The sequence below is a fragment of the Nocardia sp. NPDC003963 genome (genome assembly GCF_053605105.1).
This window is the reverse complement of record NZ_JBSGIP010000045.1, coordinates 25566-46444: the sequence shown is the minus strand read 5'-3', so window position 1 is coordinate 46444 and position 20879 is coordinate 25566. Positions and strand designations below refer to the sequence as shown.

Here is a 20879-nt window from a genome sequence, read left to right as displayed (position 1 = left end):
GTTCAGGCCTCGAAGCGCATGCGCCGAAGGCGCGAGTCTCGAGGCCCGAACGGCGGGACACCAGGGGGCCTCAACCCCCGCGACGCCGAAGGCGGCGCCAAAAACACAGCGATCAGGTCGCCCCCATCGGCGAGGCCGGTTCCGCCATCCGACCCGAAACCCATCTCACCGACCGATGCCACCGCCCGCCCCGACCCATACCCCCGGCGAACCGGCCGACCGTCAATCGATCGGGTGCACCGTCAACGGCTCCCCGTCGAACCCGACCTCGAAAAAGCCGCTGTCCGATTTCGCTTCGTTCTCCACGAAGATCCTCAGCTTCGGGGCCGGTTCGCCGTACGAGGAGGTCTCGTATTCGGCCGAGATATGGCCGATCGCCCCACCCGGGGCGTTCGCCGTCGCGGCCGCCCCGGCGAGCAGTCCGGCCAGCGCGATCAGATCTATTTTCCCCAGGTCCAGCGTGGGTTCCTCGGGCCGGCGGGTAGTGCTGGTGGTCCAGCCGTCGAACTTCCCGTCCCGGTAGGTGTAGGAGGTCTTCACCCGGGTCGTGGCGTCGTACCGCTCGATGGATACATGTTCGGGATAGAACGAGACCTTGTCGGCGATCGTATCGCCGAATTCGGCACCGTAGGTCGCCACGAAACCGGCGATACCGGCGGCCGTCGTCGTATCCGGCAGCTCCGGTCTCGCGAATCCGGAGGTCTCCCGATCCGTGAGACCGGCCGCCCCGCCGAGCACCAGCGCGGCGGCGGTCACCGCCGCGACGATCGCCCATCGCCGGGATCGTCGCTGCCCGCGCAGCACCGGCACCTTCGCCAGATCGCCGGGTATCTGCAGATCGTCGATCAGCGTATCGAGGTCACCGAATGTCTTCGCCTGCATCGCGGCCGCGGTTCGCTGCTCGTGTTCGCCCGCGGTGAGCTGGCCTTCGGCCAGCGCGGTATCGAGCAGTCCGCAGATATCGGCACGGTCGCTGTCGCGTGCCCGGAGCCGGTTCGTCGCCACGCGCTCTACCCTTCGAAAGCCCGGACGCGCAGAACCGCGCCGGCCGGATCGGTGTATATCGAGCCCGATTCGTGGAACTCGTTGTCCACCAGGATCCGGACGATCGGCCGGCCCGCGAGATCACCGGAGGTCTCGACCTCGATGCTGATCATGGAGACCGCGCCCTCGGGGACCCGGGTGGTCCGGACCGCGGTGGCCGCCACCGCGGCGACAGCGGCCGGGTCCAGTTGCCCCAGATCCAGCGCCACCGTATCGGCGCGGCGGGTGGTCACCGAACCGGACTGCGTGAAACCACCACGGAAGTCGTAATCGATCTGCCGGTTCGGCGCCCCCGGGACCGCCCGGTCGATCGAGGCGAATTCGGAGTAGAAATCGACGGAGTCCGCTGCCGTATCCCCGAACTTCGCCCGGTATCGGTCCAGGAAGTGCGCCATACCTTCGCCGGTCAGGAGGTCGGGTGTCGCGATCACCACGGGGGCCACCTCGTACCGGTCCGGTGCCGGCCCCGCCGCGGCTTCCGGTGCGGGTGGATCCGAGCCGGGGCTCGTCACCGCGAACCCCACGAAGGCGGCCACCAGTCCCAGCGCGACCATCAGTGCCGCGAACGGCCCCGAACCCGGACGGGTGGCGGATACCGGACGGGTTCGTACCGACCTGCTGCCCTGCAGGTCGGACACCAGATCCGACAGCTCGCCGAGCGTACGCGCCGAACCCAGGAGTTCGGTCAGGACTCGATGTTCTTCCTCGGACAGCTGGCCGTCGCGCCGGCCGGCATCGATCAGCTCACCGGCGTTCGCCCGGTCGGAGTCGCGGGCTTTCGTGCGCGGCGGGTAGTCCGTACCCGATCCGATCCGGCGTATCGCGGGCCCGGTCCGGCGGGCCGCCCCCGGCGGCGGCGCATCCGTACCGGCGGGCGGTTGCAGGTCGGCCACCAGGACACGCAGGTCACCGAGGGTTTTCGCGGTCCGGGCCTGCGCCACCCGGTCGTGGTATTCGCCGGCTCCGAGCTGTCCCTCCGCGTATGCGGCGTCCAGCAGGGTGGACGTCTCGGCGCGATCGATATCCCGGGCGCGGATGGCATCGGCGGGTACTGCGGTGGACACCTTCGGATCGTACGGGTCGGGCGGTGCCGGTAGGTCGCCTCCGTCAGCTGTTCACACGCCCGCGGCCACCTGGAAACCGGCGCTCCGATGGCCCAAGTGCGCCAATCGGTGGCCTGCTTCCGCCTGCGACCGGGAACCGCCGGCAGCCCACGAGTCGAAAACACCCGGCCGCGGTGACCGGAAAAACCCGCGTGGTGCGAATATGCCTCGGACCCCGGGAAGTCCGGCCGGACCCACGCGACCGGCCCCCGGCACGGAGTTCGGGCGAACGGATCCAATGCAGCCGCGGGCGGCGCAAATACAACACCGCTACTCTGGGAGCGTGCGAATTCAGCGGCAAGTGGTCGACTATGCGCTCCGGCGCAAGTCGCTGCTGGCTGACGTCTATGCGGGCCGTGTCGATGTCGCCGAGGTATGTGACGCCAATCCCTACCTGCTGCGTGCGGCCAAATTTCACGGCCGGGGGAGCGAGGTCACATGCCCTATCTGCCGGAAGGAACAACTCACCCTCGTATCCTGGGTCTACGGCGACGGCCTGGGGCCGGTCGCGGGTTCCGCGCGCAGCCCGGAAGAGCTGGTACGCCTGGCCGAGACCCGAGAGGAATTCTCGGTTCACGTGGTCGAGGTGTGCCGGACATGCAGCTGGAATCATCTGGTGCAGTCCTATGTGCTCGGGAAGACGCCGCAGGGCCGGCGTTCCGGTTCCCGGGTGAACCGGCGCACCGCCGCGGAATGACCCCGTCCGGCCCGACGATGGTGCACGCGCCGTGCCCCCCGGGGCGCCGCGGAGCGAGCCCATCAGACCGATACGAGCTTTGGAGACCTTGTCAGTGACTTCGCCCTACGAGCCCCCACCCGGCGATGACCCGCGCGGTGGTCGCACCCAGCGCGGACCGCTTCCGGGTCGAGAGCCGCAGCAGCGACCGGGGGTGCCCAACCGGGGTCCCGCACCGAACGCGAACGCGCCGCGCCCCGGACCGGGCGGGCGGCCACCGACACCCGGCGGGCCGCGTCCGGGCCCGGGTGGGCCGCGACCGGGCCCGGTGACAGGTCCACGACCCGCCGCGAACGGACCACGTCCGGGGCCGAACGGGCCGCGCCCCGGACCGAACGGCGCGGGGCGCCCGCAGGCACCCGGACCGCGCCCCGGCCCCGACGGCCGCCGCCCGGGTCCGAACACCGGTGGGATGCCCGGCGCACCGCGGGGTCAGCAGCCGCCGCAGCGCCCCGGCGGCCCACCGCCCGGCCGGCCCGCACCGGGTCAGCCGCCCAATCAACCCACGCAACGCATGGGCCGTCCCGGGGAGCCGGGTGCGCCGCGCGGCGAGCAGGGCACCGCGAAGATGGCGCAACCCGGTGCGCCCGCCGAAACCACCCGCCGTGAACGCACCGCGACCGGTCCGCGACCGGTGACCGGAAGGCCCGGCCCGAACACCGGTGAGCGCCGGGCCGTCGGCCCCGACGGCCGGCCGACCCGGTCCGGTGCCGCGGGCGGTCCGCCGCCGCGGCGCCCGGGTGGCCGTTCCGGCGGCCCCGGCGGTCCGGACGGACGCGGTCCGGGGCAGAAACGCAGGAACTGGTGGAAGATCGCGCGACGGACGGCATACGTGCTGGTCGCGCTCGCCATCGTGGTGCCCAGCACGGTGTTCCTGGTCGCCTACTCGACGGTTTCGGTGCCCGAACCGGGCGATATCCAGAACAACCAGGTCGCAACGATTCTCGCCGCCGACGGGGAGACCGAGATCACCCGGGTGGTTCCGCCGCAGGGCAACCGCACCGATGTGACGATCGATCAGATTCCGCCCCATGTGCGCAACGCGGTGATCGCCGCCGAGGACCGGGACTTCTACAGCAACCCCGGTTTCTCGATCTCCGGTTTCGCCCGCGCCGCCCGCGACAATGTGCTCGGGCGCGAAAGCGCCGGTGGTGGTTCGACGATCACCCAGCAGTATGTGAAGAACGCGCTCGTCGGTGACGAACGCAGCCTCACCCGTAAGCTGCACGAGCTGGTCATCTCGGCGAAGATGGCCCGGCAGTGGAGTAAGGACGAGATCCTCACCGCCTACCTGAACACCATCTATTTCGGGCGCGGCGCCTACGGTATCGATGCCGCGGCCAAGGCGTACTTCGCCAAGCCGGTGGCCGAGCTGAGCCCCGCCGAGGGCGCGGTACTCGCCGCCACGATCCAGCTGCCGTCGCTGCTGGATCCGGAATCCAATCCCGAGGGTGCCGAGACCCGCTGGAACTACGTGCTCGACGGTATGGTCGCCGGCGGAAATCTGGACCGCACCGAACGCGCGGGCATGACCTATCCCCAGGTGGTGTCGTCCGCGGCGGCCGGTCAGAAGACCGATTCGACCGGGCCGGAGGGGCATATCAAAGCGCAGGTGCTGCGCGAACTCTCCGAGGCCGGGATCAGCGAACAGCAGCTGAACACGGCGGGCCTGGAGATCACCACGACCATCGACGCGAAAGCACAGGCGGCGGCGGTGGACTCCGCGCGCAAGAACATGGAGGGCGAGCCCGACAAATTGCGGACCGCGGTGACTTCCATCGACCCGAAAACAGGCGCAGTGCGCGCCTATTACGGTGGCGAGGACGGTTACGGATACGACTTCGCGAACGCCGCGCTGCAGACCGGCTCCTCGTTCAAGGTGGTCGGCCTGGCCCAGAACCTGGAGAACGGTGTCCCGCTGTCACAGATGTACGACAGCTCGCCGATCACGGTGAATGGTATCGAGATCACCAACGTCGAGGGTGAGCAGTGCGGGGTCTGCACCATCGCCGAAGCGCTCAAGCGCTCGCTGAACACCAGCTTCTACCGGATGCAGCTGGATATGCAGAACGGTCCGCAGAAGATCGCCGATATGGGTCACAAACTGGGCATTCCCGAGGAGCTTCCCGGCGTCGGCCCCACGCTGACGGAGCCCGGCGGCGCCGGCCCGAACAACGGAATCGTGCTCGGCCAGTACCAGGCCCGCCCGCTGGATATGGCGTCGGCCTACGCGACGCTGGCGGCATCGGGTATGTACCACAAGCCGCATTTCGTGACCAAGGTCGTATCCGCGGACGGTACGGTACTGCTCGATCGTGGTGACGTGGCGGGTGAGCGGCGAGTCTCCGAAGCTGTCGCCGACAACGTCACGGCGGCCATGGAACCGATCGCCGGGTACTCCCGCAACCACGGGCTGGCCGGCGGCCGGGCCTCGGCCGCCAAGACCGGTACCGCGCAGCTGGGTGACACCGGGGAGAACAAGGACGTGTGGATGGTGGGCTACACACCGTCGCTGTCCACCGCCGTCTGGGTGGGCAGCACCGACAACTCGCCGCTGCGCAACTACGGCGGCGCGATGATCTACGGTTCCGGCCTGGCGTCGGATATCTGGAAGGGCACCATGGACGGCGCCCTCGAGGGCACCCCCAACGAGAAGTTCCCCAAACCGGCGCCGATCAAGGGTCAGGCCGGGGTGCCGAAGTGGACAGCTCCCTATACGGCGCCGTCGACCACGAATCCGACCTTCGAGCCGCCGGTGGTGATCCAGCCGAGCCAGGTGGAGATCCTGCCCGGTATCACCATTCCGGTGCCCGGTATGCAGCCCAATCCGCGGAGCCAGCAGCAACCGCAGAGCCAGCCGCAGGGCAACGGCGAAGGGCCGATGCCCGGTCAGCCGACCGCCGGGCAGACGAGTACGGCCCCGACGGTCACCCAGTCGCCGAGCGCCGGCGGTGGAACCGATTCCGGCGATGGTGGTGACAGCGGCGGCGACAGCAGCGACAGCAGCCGTCCGGACGGCGGCGGATAACCCGCAACTCTGTCCGGGGGTCCGGCTCGGTCCGGGCCGGGACCCCGGTAACAGGTAACGTCGGGTGCCGTGAGCGAGCAGCGACTGGTGGGTGGGCCGGACGACGGTATGGATCCCGGAAACGGGCGAACCGACCGGCCCACCACAGCCGCGTACGACTCGCCGGCCCCGCTCGCCCACGATCTCCGCTCGGCCGACGCGCGCGATAAGCCGAGCCGCAACGATTCGATGACCGCCCAGCTGTGCACGGTTGTGGGCGGTCCGGTCGGCGACCACGCGCTGATCGGACGTACCCGGTTCTGGACCCCGATGCGGGTGCTGCTGGCGTTCACGGTGATCTTCCTGGCCTTCGGCTGGTTCGCGAAGGCCGGATGTATCCAGCAGACCACCACCTCGGGCGGGCTGCTCACCCTCGACTGGAACAACGGCCGCCAGTACACGGCCATGTGTTATTCCGATACCGTCCCGCTCTACGGCGCCGAAAGGCTGAACGAGGGGGCGTTCCCGTACAAGAAATCCTGGGTGGAGGAGACTCCCGGCGGGGATACCGAGGTCCGGCATATGGAGTATCCGGTGCTGTCGGGCATGTACCAGTACGTCTCCATGCTGGTGGCCAAGAGCTGGGATGCCAGCCCGCTTCCGGGTGCGCTGCAGGTGGTCCTGTACTTCAATGTGGTGGCACTGGGGCTGGCGGTGGCCTGGCTCGCCACCATCTGGGCGACGGCGCTGCTGGCCGGGCGCCGGATCTGGGATGCGGCGCTGGTGGCGTGTTCACCGCTGGTGATCGTGCACGCCTTCACCAATTTCGACTTCCTGGCGACCGCCTTCGCCGCGCTGGGCCTGCTCGCGTGGGCGCGGCGGCGGCCGTTGCTGGCCGGGGTCCTGTTGGGCCTGGGTGGCGCGGCGAAGCTGTATCCACTGCTGCTGCTCGGCCCGATCCTGGTGCTGTGTCTACGCGCCGATCCGATGCATCGCACCCCGCGGGCGCACCAGGCGACACGCCTACGCGATATCGACAGTGCTGCGGCGCTGCGCACCTGGCTCGAGGAGATCCCCGCGCGGACCCGGTTGCTGGGCACTCGCCCGCTGGGCGCGGCGGGTCTGACCGCCGGTGGCGCACTGGTCACCTGGGCGGCCGTAAATCTGCCGATCGCCCTGCTGTACCCGCAGGGCTGGCGGGAGTTCTTCCGGCTCAACACCACCCGGCACGCCGATCCGGATTCGCTCTACAACGTGGTGATGTCGTTCACCGACTGGTCCGGTTTCGACGGTGTGCTGCAGCACGGGGAACCGCCCACCGTCCTCAATCTGGTGTCGCTGCTGCTGTTCGTGGCGGCCTGTCTGGGTATCGCCTATATCGGCCTGACCGCGCCGCGCCGCCCCCGGCTGGCACAGCTGTGTTTTCTGGTGATCGCGGCGTTCCTCTTGACGAACAAAGTGTGGAGTCCACAGTATTCGCTGTGGCTGGTGCCGATCGCGGTACTCGCGCTACCGCATCGGCGGGTGCTGCTGGCCTGGATGACGATCGACGCCCTGGTCTGGGTGCCGCGCATGTTCTACTACCTCGGCGTGGACCGCAAGGGGTTGCCGGAGCAGTGGTTCACCGCGACAGTGCTGCTGCGCGACCTCGCGGTGATCGGGCTGTGCGCGCTGATCATCCGGCAGATCTACCGGCCCGAGCAGGATCTGGTGCGCCGGGACTATCTGGACGACCCGGTCGGCGGGGTGGTCGACAACGCTCCGGACCCACTGCTGCCGTGGCTACCGGAGGCATTGCGGCCCAGGATCTCCCGCGATACCCATTGGACCGGCGCCGCGGCCGCGAACCGCACCCGTTCGGGGGATCCCGCCACCGCGACGGCTGCTGTCCGGACAGCGCGGGAGCCGGCCCCCGCCGCGCGGCCACCCGCGCATCTGAGCTGACACCCGGCTGCCGGTATATCCACTTACCGATCCGGCGCCGGGCCCGACACCCGCGGTCCGCCTCAGCCGGCCCGCAGGATCCGCGCTCGCTGTTCGGGTTCCTGCGGTAGCAGATCCAGATCCAGTTGCCAGGCATTACCGGTCCACGGGTCGAACAGCGGTGTTCCGGTCGCCGTCGGCAGGTGGCGGCAGGCCCGCGAGAGGCCGGCCACTGTGCTGTCGCTCGAATCGGATTCGTTGCTGCCGACGATCACGGTCGACAGTCCGATCAGTTCACCACGCGCCAGCAGCGCGACCAGTCGCTGTGCGTCGGCGGCCTGGTAGCCGTGCGGGAAATCCGCGGCGAGCAGGATACGGTGCTCGGCCGGTGGGCTGGCCTGCCCGGCGTTGTAGGCCATCTCCGCAAGTTCGGCGGCGTCTACCAGTTGCTGCAGTCGCGGGGAGATATCGGCATGATCGGTGATCGGCGGGCCGGCCAGTACGGGCGCGAGCATACCGGTGAAACCGCCGAAAGCGCCGGTGAGATCGATGATGTCGACCAGGGTCCGGCGGCCCGGGGCGGCCCGCAGCAGCCGGGCCAGCAGCGCACCGATCACCGGCGCGGCGGCCGCCGAGGATTCGGTATCGACCCACAGCGGCCGGTTCAACGGAACCGGGACACAGTACGGGACCCGCAGCGCGCCCCGGTCGAATGCGTAGAGCTCGCCGAGCCGGATTCCGTCGGCCGGCGCGGCCGGGCGATCCCAGGCGGGTGAATTCCACGAGGCCAGCGCGGCCGGGAGTGCCGCGTCCGCTTCGCGCAGTTCGCGCTGCAGCTGGGCGCTGTCGCGCTGGTGATTGCTCTCGGCGGTATTCGCGAGCTCGTCGTGACGCCGCTGGGCGGCCGCCCGCGCGGCTTCGGCGGCGGGGGTGTTACGGGTGGTGGGATCGGAGACCGCGGCCGAGAGCTCCTGGTCGAGCCGTTCGGCCGCGTAGCCGCGCGCCGATTCCAGCGCGGCTGCCGAACGCGCGGCATCCTCGAAGATCATCCACAGCCGTTCCAGTCCGTGCCCGACCTCGAGGGGCGGCATATCGGCCGGCGCGGGAGCCGCGGTGGGAGCTACGACGGTCGCGTCGAGCACCGTGGGTGCCATGGCGGCCGCGGCCGGCGCGGCGGTGACGTAACCATCCGCGCCGTGTATCCGCAGCAGTTCCGCGATACCGCCCGCGTAGCCCTGGCCCACCGCGCGCACTTTCCAGCCCGCGCCACGCCGGTACAGCTCGAAGCAGATCAACGCCGCTTCCCCGGCCTGCGGAGCGATCACGAACTCGACTGCCGGAGTGTCGTTCTCCGACAACGTCGCGGTGACCACGCCGAGCCCGCTCTGCGCGGCGACGACCAGAAGTACCGCCTGGGCATCCGCACGTACCTCCGCCGGCGTGACGACGACGGCCGCGGCCGCCTCGTCGACCCGGATCCCGGGCCCCGCCGGACGTTCGGACACCAGCACATCGGCAGCCGAGCCGACCCGCAGATCGGTGCCCACCACCAGCGCCGAAACCGTCAGCGGCACTGCCGCGTTCACCCGGAATCCGACGATCCCACCGCTGAGCGCGATGTTCTGCCCCGCCTGCAACTGCTTCATATCCTGTCCCCCGGCGCTGTTCATGCCGGCAGGAACCGGCCCAACTGCGGAATCGCCTCGCCCGGATGTTTGGCGTTGAGACCTTCGCCGATGGCCTGCATCTTCCAGTCGGCGCCGACGCGGAAGAGTTTCGCCATGGCCATCGCGGTGGTGGGGGTACCGCCGGTGAGCGAATACCGGGCCAGTTCCGCGTTGCTGGCGCCGTCGATCAACCGGCAGAACGCGTTCTGCACCTGGCCGAAGGTATGACCCTTGTAGGAGGTCACGACGAAGATCAAGTTGTTGACATGGGCCGGGATCCGCGTCAGGTCGACCAGGATCACCTCGTCGTCGCCCGCGCCCTCACCGGTCAGGTTGTCGCCCTGGTGCCGGATCGATCCGTCCTTGGAGGTCAGCTGCCCGTAATAGGCGACATCGACCGGATTCATATCGGCGAACATGACCACCGAGGCGTCGAGGTCGATATCCACGGTGCGGCTACCGAACATGCCGCGCTGCTGCACCGGATCCCAGCCCAGCCCCATCTTGACGAAGGTGAGCGCGGCACCGTCCTCCTTGCGGAGGCTGACCCGCTGACCTTTCTGCAGGCTCACCGGGCCGGTTTTGCTCAGGCTGATCTCGCCCGGCTGCTGCTGGGTGGGTGCCTGCGGCGGGGGCTGCTGCGGATAGCCGGGTCCCGGCGGCGGCGGATAGCCCCCACCGGGCGGCGGAAAACCACCACCCTGGGGCGGATAGCCCCCGCCCTGCGGCGGGTAGGGCGGGGCCGGCGGCGGCTGCTGGGCGGGGTAGGCCTGCTGGGTGGGCGGCGGCACCGGCGCGGTCTGCTGCACGGGCGGCGGCGGAGGTGGCGGCGCGGCAGCCGGGGCGGCCTGTGTCTCGGCCGGGGAATCGTCCACCGTGACACCGTGGTCGGTGACCAGCGCGGCGAAACCGCCCGCGTAGCCCTGCCCGACCGCACGCACCTTCCACGCGCCCTGGCGCCGGTACAGTTCGAGCGCGATCACGATGGACTCGGTGGCGAGGCCGTCGATCCGGTATTCGAACAATTGCGCGCCGGACTGATCCGATACGTAGGCCACCGGGGGGGCGAACTGCCCGAAATTCGTATTCGGGTCGTCGAGGGTGATGACCGCACGCACCTGTGCGATATCGGCGGGGACGGCGCCGAGGTTCACCGTCAGCGAGGCGGGCTGCCCGGCCGGCCCGGGACGCAGGTTCACGCCCGGACCGCTGGGCTGGTTGTAGAAGACGAAATCCGCGTCGGTCCGGACTTTGCCCTGCTCGGTGACCAGTAGGGCGGACAGATCGGCCGGAGCCGCCAACTGGATGGAGACCACCACGTCGTTCGTGGCCAGTGGACCGTTCTGGCCCTTTGCGAGTGTTGCGGACAAGTCAGACCCTTCGCTTGTCGGTGCGTATTGGTGCCACTCTACGAGATAGGGGGCGGGCACGAATTCTGTTGACACCGGGAGGTGAACGGACCAGCGTAACTCGAACCGATGGACTGGATCGACCTGCGCCGATTAAGGTGTGCGCGACGGATGAGCACCGGCACAGTGCGCGGTGCTCGGGGCGGTGAGGACAGGCGATTATCCATGGCACAACTCTTCGAACAATCGAAGAAGGTGATCGAGGTACACCTGGCGAACACCAGTATTCGCGCCATCTCCGGTTCGATGGTCGCCTACGAGGGGGCCGTGCAGTTCAAATCGGCCGGGTTCGGCGGCGGTGACGGTGTCCTGGCCGGGATGAAGCGGCGCGCCACCGGCGAGAAACTCTCGCTGATGGAATGCGGCGGACAGGGCCGGGTCTTCCTGGCGGTCAACGGCCAGTACGTCTCGGTGGTGAATCTGAACAACGAGACCCTGCAGGTCGAATCGCAGCAGTTGCTGGCCTTCGCCGGGAACCTGCGCACCGATGTGCGATTCGCCGGGGTGCGTGGGGCTTCCAGCGGGCAGGGGCTCTTCACCACCACGGTCAGCGGTCAGGGTCAGGTCGCGCTGCTGTCCGCGGGCGGGCCGCTCATCCACCTCGAGGTGTCACCGCAGTTCCCGCTGGTGGTGGACCCCGACGCGTTCGTCGCCGCCCGCGGCAACCTCAACCAGTCCTTCGTCACCGATGTCTCGTGGCGTTCGATGATGGGACACGACGGCGGCGAGGCCTTCTCGCTGCGCTGGGACGGGCAGGGCGTGGTCTCGATCCAACCGGCGGAACGGTAGGACATGTTCGAGCAGATCAATTCCAAGGTCGTGGCGGTCGATACCGGTAGGGCGGGCGGCGTGGTCGCCCGTACCGGCGGCATGCTCTTCTACACCGGCGATGTGTCCTTCGCGCCGCACGAGATCCCGGGCGGCGCGGGTATGGGTGGCGGCGGTCTGGTGCGAATGGCCGGCCGGATGATGGCCGGCGAACACCAGCGCACCATGATCGCGCAGGGCAACGGCCGGGTGCACTACGGGTTCGCGGGCCTGGAAGTGCAGGTGGTCCAGGTACAACCGGGCGCGGTGCTGCAGGTGGAGGCTTCTCGCCTGCTGGCCTACACCGCCGGGTTGCAGACCTCGGTGGTATCGGTCGCGAGTTCCGGGGGCGGAGGCGGCGGCGGTCTGATGGGCGCGCTGCGCGGTGCGGCCTCCGGCGCGCTGACCGGTCAGGGCATGTTCACCACGCAGCTCTCCGGTCAGGGCAGCGCGGTTCTGCTGGCGCACGGCGGCTTCCTGGAACTGCAGGTGGGCGGACCGAATCCGGTGGTGGTGGACCCGCAGGCCTTCATCGCCTCCTACGGAAATGTGCGTACCGAACTGAAAGCCGCAGTGAGCTGGCGCGATGCCGTCGGCCGCGGATCCGGAGAGGCCATGCAACTGCAGTGCGCGGGCCAGGGGCTGGTGTACGTGCAGGCATCGGAGGAGAAACTGTGAGCGAGATCCTCAGCCCGCTGACGCTCGGGGAAAGCGACAACATCCCCGGCAACAGCTACGCGTTCTGCATCGACCTCACGAAACCGTGGTTCATGCGCAAGGGCGCGATGATCGCCTACTACGGGCAGATGCGTTTCCAGGCCCTCACCCACGGTTTGCAGGGTCAGCTGTTGCACATGGTGGCGCATCAGTTCTCCGCGCCGCTGTTCACCGGGGACTACGTGGTCGCCGAGGGACAGGGCAAACTGCTGATCGGCGACCGCGGCTACGACATCAACTCCTACGACCTCGACGACGGCAACCTCACCATCCGCGCGGCCAATCTGCTCGCGTTCGAACCGGGTCTGTCGTTGAACCAGTCGATCGTGCCCGGCTTCCTGACGCTGATCGGTACCGGGAAATTCCTGGCGTCCTCGAACGGGCCGGTGATCTTCGCCGAACCACCGTTGCGGGTGGATCCGGAATCCTTGGTGGGCTGGGCGGACTGCCCGTCACCGAGCCACCACTACGACCAGCGCTGGGTATCGGGTTTCCTGGCCGCCGGCGCTGCCGCGTTCGGGGTGAACTCGGGTGAGGAACGGCAGTTCGATTTCACCGGCGCCGGGACGGTACTCATCCAGTCGAGTGAGAAGGTGCTCAGCGACCACGCTCTCATCCGCACCATCGAGGGGCAGTTGCAGAGCGGGATCACGGTGCCGGGCCTGCAACGTCTGCAGGGGGTCATCGGACAGCAGCTCGCGGGGCAGCAGGGGTACTGAGGGCCGGGCCCATCCGACACGACCGGGTCGTACGGACTGGGAACCCCACTGCCGCACAGGCAGACTTGGCCCATGCTGCATCTGCGGATAATGTCGCCCACCGCGCTGACCGGCGAGGTGGTCGAGATCCTGGAATCCGACCCGGCCGTCAGCGGCCTCGCGGTACTGCGCGGCAGCGCGCTGCGCCCGGAAGGCGATGTGGTGCTGGCCGATCTGGCCAGGGAAGCCGCCAACGAGGTTCTCGAACGGTTGCGGGCGACCGGGCTGCACCACCGGGGAAGTATCGAACTGCAGCCGGTGCACACCTGGCTGTCGCTCTCGGGTTTCCTCACCGAACTGCGCACCCCCGGATACAGTGCGGACGCGGTGATCTGGGCCGATGTGACCCAGCGGTCCTATGAGGAGACCGAACTCAACTGGACCTACCTGAGTTTCATGACCCTGGCGACGGTGCTGGCCGGTATCGCGATCGTGGTGGATTCGCAGATCCTGATCATCGGAGCGATGGTGCTGGGCCCGGAGTTCGGCGCGATCGCCGCGCTCGGGGTCGCGCTGGTGCGGCGGCGACTCGCCCTGTTCGGACGCGCGCTGGCCACTCTCGTGACGGGGTTCGCCGCGGGGATCGCGATCACGCTCGTGCTCGTGGTGATGGGCCGGCTGCTCGGCTGGATCACCGTCGACGCGGTCACCGGGGACAGGCCCGAGACCGCCTTCGTCTACACACCGGACAAATGGTCGTTCATCGTGGCGTTGATCGCCGCCGCGGCCGGGGTCCTCTCGCTGACCTCGTCCAAATCGGGTGCGCTGGTCGGGGTGTTCATCTCCGTGACCACCGTTCCGGCGGCAGGCAATATAGCGCTCGGTCTCGCCTTCGGCGTGGGTTCGGCCATCTGGGGCAGCACCCTGCAATTGGTGATGAACCTGGCCGGGATGGCGATAGCGGGATGGGCGACGCTGGCCCTGCAGGACCTCGTCTGGTCCCGGGTCTCGCCCCGCCGCCCGCGCGCCGAGGCGCGGGCGAAGCGGCGCATGCTCTAGCCCCCTACCCCCGAGCCCCCTGCCCCCGCGGCGACCGGATCGGTGAGTGCGGCGGTGAGCCAGTCCAGGATCTCCTCTCCCGCAACGATTCCCGAGGCCGCGGTGACGGTGAGACCGGGGCGGTTCCAGCCGAGTTCTTCGAGCTCACCGTGGCGGGGCCGGATCGCGTGATCGGCGGCGACGAGCATTTCCGCGTCCAGCGCGCCGTCGCCGGCGGCCAGTGTGGGTGCGGCCGTGTCCAACCGGCCCGACGCCACCAGCCGGGTCCGGACCTCGGCGACCGCCCGGCTCTTGCACACCGCCATCGGCATCGTGTAGATCTTGCGCCCCTGCCGGGATGCCGACCAGCCGCGCGGACGGCACCAGGCATCCCAGTCGGCGAGGAATTCCGGTGGGGTGGCGGCGAGATCCACCACCAGATAGCAGAAGAGGTCGTCGGCGCCGCGGAATTTCAGCACCCAGGAATCATCTATCCGGGCCCGCAGCGCGGTTTCGATCTCGGCGAGCCCGGCGCCTCCCGCCCGGACCGCCGCCTCGATCCCGCTGCGCCACCGGGGGTCGGGCACACCGTCGACCAGGATATTCCCCCCGTTGCTGGTGACCGCGTACGGCCAGGGCGCACCCGGAAGCCCGATCCGCGCGAATTGCTCCATGGTCCGGGTGGTGGTGGGTAGTACCACCGCCGCGGCCGCCAGTTCCCGCATCCGCTCCGCGGCCACAGCCGTCATATAGGACAGTGGAGCACCGTCCAGGTGTTCGACGCAGACCGTCGCCGCGCCCGCGTCTCCGGCGGCGGCGCTCGAATAGATCATGGTGCGATCCAGATCGGTGGCCACCAGCAGTGGTTTCGAGACGGTCATCTACCGCTGCACATCCTTGATCAGACCCATGCACGAATACGCCAGATCCCCCACGACCTCCACCGGCACCGCCCGAGCCCGCGCCAGCAACCGGATATGCGCGTGCTCGGGCGCATCCGGTTCCCGGACCAGTACCCGCCAGGGCACCCGGCGCAGCAACACCCTGGTGGTCTCTCCGACACCCGGTTTCACGAAGTTCACGGTATCGATCCCGTACTCGGCGCGTACCTGTTCCACCGAGGCCCAACCGGCCCAGGTGGGTGCGCGGTCACCGGATCGCACCGCGGCTACCTGCGCGGATACCTGCGGCCGGACACTGCCGAACGCCGCGGTGACCGTATCGATCAGGCGCGCCGACACATCGTCTGCAGCCAGTTCGGCGTAGAACTTGGCGCCGTGGAAATCCCGCGGCCCGATGAGGTCCCGATTGAGCACAGTGCGCGAGACCAGACCCGAGACAGTGGAGTTCAGACAGGCCGAGGCGATCAGGAAATCGTCGCGGGTGCCGTAGGTGCGGACGCAATGCCCCGGGTCGGCCAGGACAGCCAGATCGTCGTCGAACCGGGCACCACCGACGCGGTGGTACTCGGCCAGTGCCGCGGTCAGTTCCCGGGCGATCGCGCCCTTTCCGGTCCAGCCGTCCACGAACACCACCGAATCCGGGTCGTGCCGATGGGCCAGGTAGTCCAGTGCCACCGGGTCGATCCCGCGATCGCGCACGATCGACAGCGCGTAGTGCGGGATATCGAGCGCGGGGCGGTCCTCGTGCCGGTCGGCCAGCCAGCGGCGGATGAGGATCCCGACCGGGGTGCCCGCCCGGGCCAGCGACGCCAGCACGATATCGGTACCGCGTTCGGCGGCCACGAGTTCGGCCACCGTACCCACCGCCAGGGCCAGCCGTTCGGCGCTCTCGGCCAGTACCCGGTCGAACAGTTCCCGATACGCGGCGTCGGGCTGGTATTCGATGGGCAGCGATTCGGAATAGTGCGCGAGCCCGGCCTGGATCCGCTGCTCCCGCGAGGCGGTATCGGCCTCCAGATCGGCGCCGGACAGATCCTTCAACAGCCAGGCCACATCGGCGCGGTCGTAGGAACCGAATCCGGGACCGTACAGCGGTTCCGGCCCGGCGAAAGTACCCGTTCGCGCGGCGGCCAGGGTACGTGGGTCCGCACCCCGGACCACCGCCACCAGTACATCGGAACCGGCGGCGGTGAGCACATCCACCAAACCGCCCGGGGCCACGAGCACTTCGCTGTCGGCGGGTGAATCGGCCACGAAGACCAGTACCGGATCCGCGTTCGGATCGTCGGGCCAGGACGCGTTGTAGAGGTAGCGTGGCTGCTCCTCGCCCGGCTCGGGAGCCGGGAACCGGAAGCCGCGCCGTAGTGGATAACCCGGCTCGTCCTGGACATGAGCCGGTGATCGAGTGGTGGTCTGGTACCGCACCGCTGTCCCGGACTCGGCGAGCAGGACCGCCAGGCACAGCGGGAGATACATCAGCTCTTCGTGGGCGAGTACGACCACCGGGCGGCCGGTGTACTCGGTGACCAGCTGGTCCCGCAGCATTTTGGCCGCGGCGCTCACGGCCTGTTCGAAACCCGCGCGATCGGCACGCAGGAATCCGTGCCGTCCGCCTTCGGGCACATCGTGCGGCCAGGGCAGTTCCAGTCGCGCCGACGCACCGCGGCGGCCGGCCACCGGGTTCAGTTCGGCCGCGGGCAACTCCGCGACCGTCGCCACCAGTCCCTCCGGCAGGACCGCGCTACCCGAAGCCAGGCATACCGTATCGATACGCGCCCCCAGGGCCGCGGCCGCCGCGGCGAACCGGTCGCGGTCGGCGTCGGTACGCATATCCACCAGCGTGGCCAGCACATAGTGGGTCCGCGGCGCGAATTCGTGCAGCGCCTCGATGGCATCCAACGCGGTATTGCCCGTGGAGATCTCGTCGTCCACCAGCACCAGCGGCAGCCCCGCGGTGAACACGTCCCCGGGCATCGGCTGCAGCAGATGCGAGGTCGCGTGCGAATGTCCCTCCTCGAACCCGGTGAGCGTCACCGCCCCCGGCACCACGCGGCGCGTCGAATGCAGATAGCACGCGGCATCGATCCGTGCCGCGACGCAGTGCCCCAGCCCCGTGGCGGTCTCGGCGAATCCGAGCACCACCGCGTCCTGTTCGCCGAGCACCCCGCGCACCAGATCGCCGAGCCGGTGGCCGGCATCCCGGACCCGCAGCGGGTCGGTCGGCAGATGTTTGCCCAGTACCGTGGATACCAGCAGATGCGCGCGCCGCGGATTCCTGCGCAGTGCGGGTTGCAGCAGATCGGTGATCTCCGGGGCGGGCGGCAGGCTGTCCGGGGTGTCACCGTGCCGGAACGCGTTCCCGTGCTGTAGTTCGATACCCAGCGCGCGGGTCGCCCAATACGACTCGCCGATCCGCGAACTCATACCGTGACCAGCGCCGATAGCAGATCCACGAAGGACACCCCTTTCTTGGCCACCCCGAAGACCCGGGCCCGGGTCAGGGTGTTGCGCGCCCAGCTTCGATGGGGGCGCATCTCGTTCATCTTGTTGCGGTAGCCGGACGCGGCGACTCCGCCGACCTCGACCTGGAGGATGTCCAGTGCGTCCGTGTACTCCTCGTGGGTGACCACCGACAGCGCGTGCACGGCCGCCACATGCGAGGGGTGGATAACCGTTTTGCCCTGGATACCGTTGGCGCGGTCGAGGGTTATCTCACGCAGCAGACCGTCGAGGTCCCGGCTCACCAGATAGCTGCGGAACGGCACCGCGTCGGATTCCTCGAACGGCGCGGTACGCAACAGCGGGCGGAACATCCGCTCGTGATCGGCGAAGTACTCCCACACCGGCCCGGTGATCACGAAACCGGTATCGTCGGCCCGCCCCAGGTAGTTGACGATATCGGCGATCACGTCCGCGATGACCCGCACATCGTAGATGGTCAGGTCACGGTCGCGGCGGATCCCGAAGGTCGAGCACATATCGGTGGCGCCGACCCGCACCGCCAGGATCCGTTCCCGGTGTTCGGCCAGGCATGCCGCGATCTGCGTGAGTTCGCTGTCCCGGGTCTGCCGATGTACCAGCGCGGCCGATTCGAGTACCGGCATCCCGTAGAGCGGACGCTGCGTGCGGGCGCCGGCCGCGGTGAGCGCGGCGAGGTATTCGGGTGCCGAGGAACTGTCGAATTTGGGGAAGACGAAACCGGTCAGCACCTGCGCACCGGCGCCCAGCCGGTCGAGTAGTTCGGGCACCGTATCGGCATCGCGGACCCGGACGAACAGCATCGGGCTCGGATCGGGACGGGCCGCGAGCTCGTCGAGCGTGCGGACGGTCTGCAACTTCGCGAACTCGACCTCGTGGTCGGCGACGGCATCCTCGAGGTCGATCACCATCGAACACACCCCACGATCGGCCCGGCGCACGATCGTCGCCGTCAGATCGGTGCGGGTGGCCGGTACGTACAGGGTGGCGCCCAGCGCCATCCCCAGTATCTCCCGATCGGCGAGATCATCGAACGGCTCGGGTTGCCGGTGGAACAGCGCTCTGGCGTCCGGACCCTGTAATTGCCTGAAATGTCGGCGCGGTATCCGTTTGTGCAGGGAAATTTCCTGCCGGACGGCCATGCCTACGGTCATCGAGCCCCCGTCTCATCCTCGTCGTTGTCCCGGTGGAGATTGTTTGCGCATCCGCTCGACGATCCCGGCAATGAATTCGGTGATGGTGTCGAGTTCGTTTACATACGCCCAATAGTCGGGGTGCCGTCCGGTGAGGGATGCGGCGACCCGGTCCAGGCGTTCGACCTGAGCATCCAGCACCGACCCCCATTCCGGCACCAGTCCCCGTGACACCGCGAGCATCTGGGCATCCCGGAGCCGGAATCGTACGGTCTCGGCCCGTTGTCGCGGATCGTCGCGGACCGCCCGCAACTCGGCCAGCCGTTTGGTGACGGCGTCGACCAGTTGTTCGGCGTCGGCGAGATGGCCGCGCGCGATGGTGGTCAGTTCAAGGGCCTGCTCCGGGGTGTTCTCGGCCGCGGCGGCGCGGGCCCCGGCGAGGGCCTGTGCCGCGGCGGCCGTATGACGCTCGCTGGTGCGCTCATTGTCTGCCAGATCGGCCGAACTCGCAGCATTGAACTCACGCAGCAGCGCGGAGTGCGCGGGCCCGATCCCCTCGGCCCGGGTGCGGACCGCGTCGAGCCTGGTGGTGACCGACGCGATCGCGTTACGCGCGGCTCCGGCCCGAGATGGGGCCTGGGCCAACGATTCCGACAAATCGGCCGTTGCCGATGCCAGCCGATTCGCCGCCGCACGTGCCCGCCCCAGCTGGTCGGACGGGATCGCCGCCGATGTGACCATTGCCTCATCCACGGCCGCGGCCCCATCACGCACCGAGGGGTACTCGGCGTACTCCGATTCGGCTGCCTGCCTGCGCACCCGTGCCGCGTCGGCGGTGACCCGCTCGACCAGTTCCGGTACCGCCCGCCGCACCGCGATCGCTTCCTCGAGCGCGGCCCGATCACCGTGATAGAACCGATCGACCTGCTGCGCGGCGCTCCCCAGCTGCCGCACCACCGCGTCCACCCGCTGCTGCCGGTCCGCCCGGCGGGTACCGGCCTGCTCCTCCTGCTCCAGCTCACCGGTGAGCTGGAGGTACGCGCCCGCCGCCGTATAGCAGCCCTCACGTACCGTTGCCCAGCGGCGGCCCACCTCCCGCTCCGGGAACATCTCCTCCGCGGCGACAGCGGCCGCCTCCGCGGCCGATTGCCGCCGGTCCATATCCAGGAACGCCGTCGTCAACGCCGACCGTGCCTGTTCGAACCACGGATCCTCCCCCGACCGGAACCATCCACGTCTACGGCCTGCCACAGACCCGATGGTATGAGATCCCACCGTCCGCGCGCCGCCACAGGGCGGACCGCCCGGTCCACCCTCGTCCCGTCGAACGCGACAGCAGTGGACAGAGCATGTATCCGGATGCTCCGAAAGCCCTCGCTACCAGAACATCCGGGCACCGCGCCGCCACCGGGCCGGTGAGCGGCTTACCCGAGTTTGTACGCAAGTTCACCGAAAACCACTACTGTCGTATTTCGTACCCGGCGGTTACCGACATGCTGGGAATCACAGACGACTACGAAAGGGAATCCCGCATGGGTGTCAGTTTGTCCAAGGGCGGTAACGTCTCGCTGAGCAAGGCGGCTCCGGGCCTCACTGCGGTCGCCGTCGGCCTGGGCTGGGATGTGCGTACCACCACGGGCACCGATTTCGATCTGGACGCCAGCGCGATCGCCACCGGTGCCGACAAGAAAGTCGTCTCCGACCAGCACTTCGTGTTCTTCAACAACCTCAAGTCCCCCGAGGGCGCCATCGAGCACGCCGGTGACAACACCACCGGTGAGGGCGAGGGCGACGACGAGGTCATCAATGTCGACCTCGCCAACACCCCGCCCACCATCGAGAGCATCTTCTTCCCGGTCTCGATCTACGAGGCGGACGGCCGCTCGCAGTCGTTCGGCCAGGTGCGCAACGCCTACATCCGCGTGGTGAACCGGGCCAACGGCGAGGAGCTCGCCCGCTACGACCTCTCCGAGGACGCCTCGACCGAAACCGCCATGGTCTTCGGTGAGCTGTACCGCAACGGAGACGAGTGGAAGTTCCGTGCCATCGGCCAGGGTTACGCGTCCGGCCTGGCCGGGATCGCGCGCGACTACGGTGTGAACGTCTGACGATCCACACCTCCGGGTAGCGTGAGGGGGTCCGGTGACGGGCCCCCTCGTCCCTGCCTACCGGGGCGCCAGGGGACAAATTGGACAAATAGGCGGTCGACGGCAACGC

The 20879-nt window shown here is 68.9% G+C and carries 16 protein-coding genes; 8 read left to right on the top strand and 8 right to left on the bottom strand.

Annotated features, from left to right (window positions below):
* Positions 1–222: 222 nt before the first annotated feature.
* The gene (locus tag ACWEWT_RS33445; protein WP_452564842.1) at positions 223–1005 is read right to left on the bottom strand and encodes a DUF1707 SHOCT-like domain-containing protein; all 783 of its coding nucleotides are present in this window, start codon (positions 1003–1005) and stop codon (positions 223–225) included.
* A 5-nt stretch (positions 1006–1010) separates the two neighbouring features.
* On the bottom strand, positions 1011–2108 hold the full coding sequence (locus ACWEWT_RS33440) for a DUF1707 SHOCT-like domain-containing protein (RefSeq protein WP_452564841.1): 1098 nt from the start codon (positions 2106–2108) through the stop codon (positions 1011–1013).
* Positions 2109–2430: 322 nt separating this feature from the next.
* On the opposite strand from ACWEWT_RS33440, the gene ACWEWT_RS33435 reads away from it, so the two are divergent.
* From ACWEWT_RS33435 to ACWEWT_RS33425, 3 genes are all read left to right on the top strand, one after another.
* Complete coding sequence (locus ACWEWT_RS33435; RefSeq protein WP_174372459.1) at positions 2431–2844, top strand: DUF5318 domain-containing protein; 414 nt, start codon at positions 2431–2433, stop codon at positions 2842–2844.
* 607 nt (positions 2845–3451) lie between these two features.
* The gene (locus ACWEWT_RS33430; RefSeq protein ID WP_452564848.1) at positions 3452–5911 is read left to right on the top strand and encodes a transglycosylase domain-containing protein; all 2460 of its coding nucleotides are present in this window, start codon (positions 3452–3454) and stop codon (positions 5909–5911) included.
* A 108-nt stretch (positions 5912–6019) separates the two neighbouring features.
* Positions 6020–7834, top strand: coding sequence for a glycosyltransferase family 87 protein (locus tag ACWEWT_RS33425; protein ID WP_452564847.1), 1815 nt, complete (start codon positions 6020–6022; stop codon positions 7832–7834).
* Positions 7835–7896: 62 nt separating this feature from the next.
* On the opposite strand, the gene ACWEWT_RS33420 is transcribed toward ACWEWT_RS33425, so the two are convergent.
* Together ACWEWT_RS33420 and ACWEWT_RS33415 are read right to left on the bottom strand one after the other, a co-directional pair.
* On the bottom strand, positions 7897–9459 hold the full coding sequence (locus tag ACWEWT_RS33420) for a TerD family protein (RefSeq protein ID WP_452564840.1): 1563 nt from the start codon (positions 9457–9459) through the stop codon (positions 7897–7899).
* A gap of 20 nt (positions 9460–9479) precedes the next feature.
* Entirely contained in the window at positions 9480–10850 is a 1371-nt protein-coding gene (locus tag ACWEWT_RS33415) for a TerD family protein (protein WP_452564839.1), read from the bottom strand.
* A gap of 204 nt (positions 10851–11054) precedes the next feature.
* Between ACWEWT_RS33415 and ACWEWT_RS33410 the strand changes: the two genes are divergently transcribed.
* From ACWEWT_RS33410 to ACWEWT_RS33395, 4 genes are all read left to right on the top strand, one after another.
* Positions 11055–11678 (top strand): AIM24 family protein, encoded by a 624-nt coding sequence (locus tag ACWEWT_RS33410; RefSeq protein WP_452564846.1) that lies wholly within the window; start codon positions 11055–11057, stop codon positions 11676–11678.
* Between the two features lie 3 nt (positions 11679–11681).
* Positions 11682–12374, top strand: a complete 693-nt coding sequence (locus ACWEWT_RS33405; RefSeq protein ID WP_452564838.1) for an AIM24 family protein — start codon at positions 11682–11684, stop codon at positions 12372–12374.
* The gene (locus ACWEWT_RS33400; protein WP_452564837.1) at positions 12371–13132 is read left to right on the top strand and encodes an AIM24 family protein; all 762 of its coding nucleotides are present in this window, start codon (positions 12371–12373) and stop codon (positions 13130–13132) included. Before ACWEWT_RS33405 ends, ACWEWT_RS33400 begins: the two co-directional genes overlap by 4 nt.
* Positions 13133–13204: 72 nt before the next feature.
* Positions 13205–14170, top strand: a complete 966-nt coding sequence (locus tag ACWEWT_RS33395) for a DUF389 domain-containing protein (RefSeq protein WP_452564836.1) — start codon at positions 13205–13207, stop codon at positions 14168–14170.
* On the opposite strand, the gene ACWEWT_RS33390 is transcribed toward ACWEWT_RS33395, so the two are convergent.
* The 4 genes from ACWEWT_RS33390 to ACWEWT_RS33375 are packed head-to-tail and all read right to left on the bottom strand — an operon-like array spanning position 14167 to position 19913.
* Positions 14167–15030 carry an HAD family hydrolase gene (locus ACWEWT_RS33390; protein WP_452564835.1) on the bottom strand — a complete coding sequence of 288 codons (864 nt, stop codon included), beginning with the start codon at positions 15028–15030 and terminating at the stop codon, positions 14167–14169. The genes ACWEWT_RS33395 and ACWEWT_RS33390 overlap by 4 nt on opposite strands.
* Positions 15031–17475 carry a phosphoribosyltransferase gene (locus tag ACWEWT_RS33385; RefSeq protein ID WP_452564834.1) on the bottom strand — a complete coding sequence of 815 codons (2445 nt, stop codon included), beginning with the start codon at positions 17473–17475 and terminating at the stop codon, positions 15031–15033.
* Positions 17472–18683, bottom strand: coding sequence for an HpcH/HpaI aldolase/citrate lyase family protein (locus tag ACWEWT_RS33380; RefSeq protein WP_452564833.1), 1212 nt, complete (start codon positions 18681–18683; stop codon positions 17472–17474). The genes ACWEWT_RS33385 and ACWEWT_RS33380 overlap by 4 nt, the downstream gene beginning before the upstream one ends.
* Before the next feature lie 12 nt (positions 18684–18695).
* Positions 18696–19913 (bottom strand): hypothetical protein, encoded by a 1218-nt coding sequence (locus ACWEWT_RS33375; protein ID WP_452564832.1) that lies wholly within the window; start codon positions 19911–19913, stop codon positions 18696–18698.
* A gap of 281 nt (positions 19914–20194) precedes the next feature.
* Here ACWEWT_RS33375 and ACWEWT_RS33370 point away from each other — a divergent pair, with 281 nt between their 5' ends.
* Positions 20195–20770 carry a TerD family protein gene (locus ACWEWT_RS33370; RefSeq protein ID WP_452564831.1) on the top strand — a complete coding sequence of 192 codons (576 nt, stop codon included), beginning with the start codon at positions 20195–20197 and terminating at the stop codon, positions 20768–20770.
* The last annotated feature ends 109 nt before the right edge of the window (positions 20771–20879 follow it).

Excerpts from the sequence above, each read along its gene's own strand:
- ACWEWT_RS33395 (WP_452564836.1), top strand. The coding sequence starts at position 13,205 with ATGCTGCATCTGCGGATAATGTCGCCCACCGCGCTGACCGGCGAGGTG.
- ACWEWT_RS33380 (WP_452564833.1), bottom strand. The coding sequence starts at position 18,683 with ATGACCGTAGGCATGGCCGTCCGGCAGGAAATTTCCCTGCACAAACGG.
- ACWEWT_RS33385 (WP_452564834.1), bottom strand. The coding sequence starts at position 17,475 with ATGAGTTCGCGGATCGGCGAGTCGTATTGGGCGACCCGCGCGCTGGGT.
- ACWEWT_RS33430 (WP_452564848.1), top strand. The coding sequence starts at position 3,452 with ATGGCGCAACCCGGTGCGCCCGCCGAAACCACCCGCCGTGAACGCACC.
- ACWEWT_RS33410 (WP_452564846.1), top strand. The coding sequence starts at position 11,055 with ATGGCACAACTCTTCGAACAATCGAAGAAGGTGATCGAGGTACACCTG.
- ACWEWT_RS33425 (WP_452564847.1), top strand. The coding sequence starts at position 6,020 with ATGGATCCCGGAAACGGGCGAACCGACCGGCCCACCACAGCCGCGTAC.
- ACWEWT_RS33390 (WP_452564835.1), bottom strand. The coding sequence starts at position 15,030 with ATGACCGTCTCGAAACCACTGCTGGTGGCCACCGATCTGGATCGCACC.
- ACWEWT_RS33370 (WP_452564831.1), top strand. The coding sequence starts at position 20,195 with ATGGGTGTCAGTTTGTCCAAGGGCGGTAACGTCTCGCTGAGCAAGGCG.
- ACWEWT_RS33405 (WP_452564838.1), top strand. The coding sequence starts at position 11,682 with ATGTTCGAGCAGATCAATTCCAAGGTCGTGGCGGTCGATACCGGTAGG.
- ACWEWT_RS33420 (WP_452564840.1), bottom strand. The coding sequence starts at position 9,459 with ATGAAGCAGTTGCAGGCGGGGCAGAACATCGCGCTCAGCGGTGGGATC.